The 6,293-nt window shown below is 42.6% G+C and carries 7 protein-coding genes; 2 read left to right on the forward strand and 5 right to left on the reverse strand.

Translation table 11 applies throughout. From position 1 onward, the window contains the following. Nucleotides 1–78 precede the first annotated feature (78 nt). The 3 genes from H4683_RS01165 to H4683_RS01175 form a co-directional block, all read right to left on the reverse strand. The gene (locus H4683_RS01165; RefSeq protein WP_192596979.1) at nucleotides 79–1,224 is read right to left on the reverse strand and encodes a DUF2812 domain-containing protein; all 1,146 of its coding nucleotides are present in this window, start codon (nucleotides 1,222–1,224) and stop codon (nucleotides 79–81) included. After that, the gene (locus H4683_RS01170; protein WP_192596980.1) at nucleotides 1,221–1,550 is read right to left on the reverse strand and encodes a PadR family transcriptional regulator; all 330 of its coding nucleotides are present in this window, start codon (nucleotides 1,548–1,550) and stop codon (nucleotides 1,221–1,223) included. The genes H4683_RS01165 and H4683_RS01170 overlap by 4 nt, the downstream gene beginning before the upstream one ends. A 167-nt stretch (nucleotides 1,551–1,717) precedes the next feature. Then, nucleotides 1,718–1,888, reverse strand: a complete 171-nt coding sequence (locus tag H4683_RS01175) for a hypothetical protein (protein ID WP_192596981.1) — start codon at nucleotides 1,886–1,888, stop codon at nucleotides 1,718–1,720. Between the two features lie 204 nt (nucleotides 1,889–2,092). On the opposite strand from H4683_RS01175, the gene H4683_RS01180 reads away from it, so the two are divergent. Then, entirely contained in the window at nucleotides 2,093–2,485 is a 393-nt protein-coding gene (locus H4683_RS01180; protein ID WP_192596982.1) for a thiol-disulfide oxidoreductase DCC family protein, read from the forward strand. A 48-nt stretch (nucleotides 2,486–2,533) separates the two neighbouring features. Here the strand turns inward: H4683_RS01180 and H4683_RS01185 are convergent, their stop codons facing one another. Together H4683_RS01185 and adh are read right to left on the reverse strand one after the other, a co-directional pair. After that, nucleotides 2,534–2,890 (reverse strand): DUF779 domain-containing protein, encoded by a 357-nt coding sequence (locus tag H4683_RS01185; RefSeq protein WP_192596983.1) that lies wholly within the window; start codon nucleotides 2,888–2,890, stop codon nucleotides 2,534–2,536. Between the two features lie 31 nt (nucleotides 2,891–2,921). Beyond that, complete coding sequence (gene adh, locus H4683_RS01190) at nucleotides 2,922–4,442, reverse strand: aldehyde dehydrogenase (RefSeq protein ID WP_225941827.1); 1,521 nt, start codon at nucleotides 4,440–4,442, stop codon at nucleotides 2,922–2,924. Nucleotides 4,443–4,912: 470 nt separating this feature from the next. Here adh and H4683_RS01195 point away from each other — a divergent pair, with 470 nt between their 5' ends. Then, nucleotides 4,913–6,067 (forward strand): S1C family serine protease, encoded by a 1,155-nt coding sequence (locus tag H4683_RS01195; protein ID WP_225941804.1) that lies wholly within the window; start codon nucleotides 4,913–4,915, stop codon nucleotides 6,065–6,067. The last annotated feature ends 226 nt before the right edge of the window (nucleotides 6,068–6,293 follow it).

The following is a 6,293-nucleotide window of genomic DNA, read 5'->3' on the forward strand; positions in this document are numbered from 1 at the left end:
GGGTTGTGTATTAAGTGAAAGTCTTTTATAACTAAACCGTAGGCTACCAAAGTTAAGCGAATGATTCCCAATCTTATTTTAATCGCTTTTAGCAAATGAATTTCTTCTCATTCTAAGTGCATATTTTAACGTGCGAACCATGTTTACTATGTGAAATGAAAAAGTAACGATGAATGCTGCGAAAATGATTTTATTGAACAAACTCCAACTGCCAGTGCGATACATCGAGTAATTCAACGATAAAAAGAAGATGGCGACGGCTACCATTAACAAAAATATCCCCGTGGTCGACAATAACACTTTTTGAACTTGGGCTTTCCTCTCGGACGAATCATACGTGAATCGCGGTTTTCCTTCGTCTTCTTCATATTGTTTCATCCATAGTGAATATTTCATAATGGAATAAGGCGATGTGAATTTTAACTGCCAGCCAGCACTTTTATGCACGTCATAATAAGTTGGTGATGCTTTAAATTGAAAATCGTAAATAAACGAGGTACGTTTCGGTGCACCTTTTTCAAAAGTGAATCTCGTAACTGGTTTTCCAACACGGATAAGATGATTTCCCTCAGCGGCCATATCCGACAACCAGTTTTCAATTTGATCGGGTACATGCATCCAACCAAATTTCCATTTTACAAACGTCTTCCCTATTGGACTTAATTCATCAACTTCAGTGCTGAAAAACTTCCGTTCGAACGCACGTAGTTTCCGCGTTGCATGGATTGTAAGCCCAATGACAGTGATGCCTTGTAAAAAGTAAAGGATGGGTATAGACCAAAGGGGGCTTGATTTGACATTTCCTTCAGCAGGACCCAAAGAAAACATCACCATTAACATAATTAGCACTATTGATAATTGGAACCCGTAAAGAATTGAAATACCGGTAAGCACAGTGGAATGAAGTCGATTTCGCTTCAAGATGCCTTCGCGGGATGGATACGCATGAATTGCATCTGTCTCATTATTGATGAGTTGCCAGTTTCCCTCTGTCAATACCATTTCCCAACCAGACTCCTCCAGTTTTTGCGGCATTGTATGTTGATATTTATAGTAGACCCATTGATATTCGACTTCTGAACGAGCGCTTTCTTCGAATGAAAACATGCGTGTCAGCCGGTTCAAGCCCGTTACTCGTTTTCCTTCTGCTGCCATTTTCGATAGCCAACACTCCGTCTTCTCCACGTCATAACTCCAGAATGGTTTCCATCTTTTCATTGTCATTGAAATTCCCCCTCATGCTTCAACGCGTTGGTGTGCAACTCTTTTAGCCGTCCCATTTCATGCCGCATAAGCGCTTTCCCCGTATCCGTAATTTCATAGATTGTTTTCCGTTTCTCATCCGCATAGACGGTGATAATTCCATCACGTTGCATCTTCGTTAGCGTACCGTAAATCGTACCAGAGCCGAGTACAAGTCGCCCTTCTGTTAGTTCTTCAACGTGTTTAATGATGCCATAGCCATGACGTGGTTCTGTTAATGACAGCAAAATATAAAACGCCGTCTCCGTCATCGGGCTATAGGATTTAAGGACTTTCTCTATGTTCAATCGGAATCACATCCGTTCTTCATATCCACTATGTCGCATCTTGACTATATCGCAATGTGACATAGTTAGTCAATCCAGTTTTCAATTAAAAAAAGAGCGCCCGCTATGGACGACTCTGTAATGGGTATCTATAAAGGAGAAACCCCCCACTCTTTAGTAAGGGTTTGTTACTGGTAATATCGCGGCAGTTGTTCTTCATCGTAGCCTAGCGGTTCTTGACTGCTACTCTCCGGCTGGTCATAAATCGGACCCCCTTCGCCAATCATTTTCAATGCGGCGATGAAGTCTTTGTTTTGTCTACGTTCCATCTCAACTGGGTCAATAGGCAAGCGTTCCATAACAATCCTCCTCCTTACCATTTTTACCGTGGCAAAATGCAGTGGAAAACAGCAATCCTGAACGATGCAACATGTTTTTCTCACTACTAGTATACTATGTTTTCTGTCATTTGTACAGATTTGTGTCCCTTATCGTTTGATATTTTCCACGATAGGTTATACTAATGAAGAGACGTGCAAAATCCGATTATAGGAGGACGTGCTATGAAACGTATTGTTTTATTCGACGGCGAATGCAATTTCTGTAATTCGAGTGTACAATTCATCATTAAACGTGATCCAGTTGCTCATTTCCTTTTCGCTTCATTGCAAAGCGAGAAAGGGCAGGAGCTCACGAAGAAGTACAAGATTCCTGAAGATGTCGACAGCTTAGTCCTTATTGAAAACGGCAGAGCATATACAAAATCCTCTGCCGCGCTTCGTATAGCCAAAAAATTGGATGGACTATGGCATCTGTTGTTTCCATTCATACTCGTACCGCGTAAAATTCGCGATGCCGGTTATGATTATCTTGCTAAAAATAGATTTAAATGGTTTGGTAAGAAGGAAGTAGCTTGTATGTTGCCATCTCCTGATGAGAGAAAACGATTTATTTGATTCAAAAGTAAAGACCTTCCAGATTCTCCGGAAGATCTTTACTTTTATTCACACTTGTAATTGGCTGTTTTCATCCACTGTAAACGCGCGAGATCTTGTTAGGAAGCGCTTCCCTTCAACACCTTCAAGCGAAAACATACCGCCGCGTCCTTCGACGACGTCAATGATGAGCTGGGTGTGTTTCCAATAGTCGAACTGGTTTTTATGCATGTAGAACGGCGCTTCCCCGATAGTTCCGAGTAGAACGTCCTGATCACCTACAATCAAGTCTCCATCCGGATAACACATCGGCGAAGAGCCATCGCAACAACCACCAGACTGGTGAAACATGAGCGGGCCATGCTTGCCTTTTAGTAATTTAATGAGTTCAAGTGCAGCATTCGTTGCGATTACTCGTTCAACCATCTACACTCCCCCTCCTTTTTAAACTTCCTAATCAAAAGAATCCTAGTTTGTCTTCACTATAACTAACCAGCATATTTTTCGTCTGTTGGTAATGGCTCAACATCATTAGATGGTTTTCACGGCCGATACCTGACGCTTTATAACCGCCGAATGCAGAGTGTGCCGGATAAGCATGGTAACAGTTCGTCCAAACACGTCCTGCTTGGATACCGCGACCAAATCGATAAGCTGTATTCATATCACGTGTCCACACACCCGAACCTAGGCCATACAAAGTATCATTCGCAATTTCAAGTGCTTCTTCCTTCGTTTTAAACGTCGTAACGGAAAGAACAGGGCCAAAAATCTCTTCTTGGAAAATACGCATTTTATTGTTCCCTTTAAAGACAGTCGGTTGGACGTAGTAGCCACCTTCCAACTCACCCTCCAATTTGTTTTGCGCACCACCGGTTAAACATTCTGCGCCTTCCTGTTTCCCAATATCCAAGTACGACAGGATTTTCTCCATCTGTTCAGTAGAGGCTTGAGCACCCATCATAACCGTTGGATCCAGTGGGTTTCCGATTTTGATAGCCTTTACTCGCTCTAATGCCCGTTCCATGAATTTATCGTAAATGGATTCCTGAATCAATGCACGAGAAGGACATGTGCACACTTCACCCTGATTCAGCGCAAACATGACAAAACCTTCAATCGCTTTATCGAAAAATGCGTCGTCTTCATCCATGACATCCTCAAAGAAGATATTCGGCGATTTCCCGCCCAGTTCAAGCGTTACAGGAATTGCATTCTGAGAAGCATACTGCATGATAAGGCGCCCTGTCGTCGTTTCACCAGTGAATGCGATTTTTCCGATGCGGGAACTTGTTGCAAGCGGTTTTCCTGCTTCCAATCCGAAACCATTCACAACGTTCAATACGCCAGCTGGCAATAAATCCTCAATCAACTCAACAAGTACCATAATGGAAGTCGGTGTCTGTTCAGCCGGTTTCAACACGACACAGTTTCCAGCCGCAAGTGCCGGTGCAAGTTTCCAAACAGCCATTAGAAGAGGGAAATTCCACGGAATAATTTGCCCGACAACCCCAATTGGCTCGTGGAAATGGTACGCAACTGTATCGTTATCAATCTGGCTGACGCCACCCTCTTGCGCACGGATTGCCCCCGCGAAATAGCGGAAATGATCGATTGCGAGCGGCAAATCCGCGTTCAACGTTTCACGGATTGCCTTCCCATTCTCCCACGTTTCCGCAACTGCCAACATCTCGAGATTTTGTTCCATACGATCTGCAATTTTCAATAAAATATTTGAGCGTTCAGTAACGGACGATTTTCCCCACGCATCTTTTGCCGCATGGGCCGCATCAAGTGCTAATTCAATATCTTCTGCTGATGAGCGTGCCACCTCAGTAAAAGTTTTACCTGTCACTGGTGTCGGATTATCGAAATATTGACCATTAACCGGTGCTGTCCATTTCCCACCGATGAAATTCTCATAACGTTCCTTAAAATTCACTTTTGCGCCTTCTGTATTCGGAAATGCATAAACCAAACTTTCTACAGCTTGTACCATTGTCCATTCCTCCCGATTTGTCAGTTTCTTTGTGCATAGAAATTTCGCATGCAAGGATATAGTATGGCTCGGACTTCAAATGTATGCACAGGTGTATGCGCTTACATAATTATTGAACTAAAAACTGTCTTCAACTTTATTATTTCAGACTATGCTGAAAACTTCAACTTTATTTTTAAATAATTTTCTTACTCACCTACTTTTCATATTTTGTTTAACTTCATTCAGCAGAAATCCACCACTTCAATAAGTGGCAAGATGAATGCAAAATAGACATTCCATTCAGTGGGGATTCAAACCGCTGCTGAACAACAGATGTCATAGATTTTGAGAGGAGTTAATTGAGCCTGCTCAATTAACTTCGAAGCGTATTTTATTCTTCCGTAATAGTTTGTTCATATTTACCACGTAAGATGAAGTTAAATCATCTTACAAAGGAGTTTTACACTATGGAAAATTCAAAAGGTAAACGTTTTTTATCAACAGTTGGGGCAGGAGTTATCGGTTCAGTATTGACGTTGGCGCTCGTTACCAATACAGATTTATTGGCTGCAAATTCACAAGAAAAGTCACCTATCACAGAGAATACAGCATCCTATAAAGTGCAACAAACTTCAACAAAGCCAGCTACATCACTTCCTGATATGGTGGAGCAAGCATCCGGCGCAATTGTCGGTATCGTCAATTATAAAGAGGCGGGCAATCGTTTCATGCAGGACACACAAAGCGTAGTAAGCGGCTCAGGTTCAGGCGTTATCTATAAAATCGAGGGGAACAAAGCATTTATCGTAACTAATAATCATGTTATCGAGGATGCAAAAAAAATTGAAGTGGTTCTCCAAAGCGGTGAAAAAACAACAGCTGAACTTGTTGGGAAAGATGCGCTTAGTGATCTTGCGGTGCTGAAAATCGATGCAAAATATGCGGATACTGTCCTTGAATTTGACGATTCAGACAAGCTACGCGCTGGTGATCAGGTCGTAGCAATCGGCAACCCGCTCAGCATTGATTTCTCCGGAACCGTAACACAAGGAATTGTGAGTGCAGTCAATCGCTCTATCAATGTGAAGACATCTGCTGGCGAATGGAAGATGAACGTCATTCAAACGGACGCAGCCATCAACCCCGGAAATAGTGGAGGCGCACTACTTAATGCGGACGGTAAAGTGGTCGGTATCAACAGCCTAAAAATTTCAGAAAAAGGCGTTGAAGGACTCGGCTTCGCTATTCCGAGTAATGAAGTCCTGCCGCTCATCAAAGAAATGACAGATCACGGCCAAGTAGAACGGGCGTATATCGGCATTGGACTCGCAGATCTAGCGGAAGTTCCCTACATGTATGTTCAAGATCTTCCCAAATCCGTAACAGGTGGTGTCATGGTGACGACCGTTGACCCTTTATCCGCTGCTGGTAAAGCAGACTTGAAAGAACAAGACGTAGTTACTGCTATTAACGGAACTGACGTGAAGAATTCGATAGAGCTTCGCAAGTTCCTTTACACGAAACTTTCCGTTGGGGATAAAGCAACATTGACCGTTTACCGTGGAGCGGAAATGAAAACGATTGAAGTCACACTCACAAGCAATAAATCTACGAAAGAATAATGTTTGCAAGAGGGGCAGCTTCCGAAATCGGAAAAGCCCCTTTTTTTGAATAGAGATTTGGATGAGCGACTGTTTATGTTGTACAAGCGACTATTCTTTCATTCAACCGACCAATTCCACTGTACTAGCGACTATTCTTTCGTTCAACCGACCAATTCCACTGCACAAGCGACTATTCTTTCGTTCAACCGACCAATTCCACTATACAAGCGACTATTCTTTCATT

Source organism: Sporosarcina limicola, from assembly GCF_014873855.1.
GTDB lineage: Bacteria > Bacillota > Bacilli > Bacillales_A > Planococcaceae > Sporosarcina > Sporosarcina limicola.

Excerpts from the sequence above, each read along its gene's own strand:
- H4683_RS01175 (WP_192596981.1), bottom strand. The coding sequence starts at position 1,888 with ATGGAACGCTTGCCTATTGACCCAGTTGAGATGGAACGTAGACAAAAC.
- H4683_RS01180 (WP_192596982.1), top strand. The coding sequence starts at position 2,093 with ATGAAACGTATTGTTTTATTCGACGGCGAATGCAATTTCTGTAATTCG.
- H4683_RS01165 (WP_192596979.1), bottom strand. The coding sequence starts at position 1,224 with ATGACAATGAAAAGATGGAAACCATTCTGGAGTTATGACGTGGAGAAG.
- H4683_RS01185 (WP_192596983.1), bottom strand. The coding sequence starts at position 2,890 with ATGGTTGAACGAGTAATCGCAACGAATGCTGCACTTGAACTCATTAAA.
- H4683_RS01195 (WP_225941804.1), top strand. The coding sequence starts at position 4,913 with ATGGAAAATTCAAAAGGTAAACGTTTTTTATCAACAGTTGGGGCAGGA.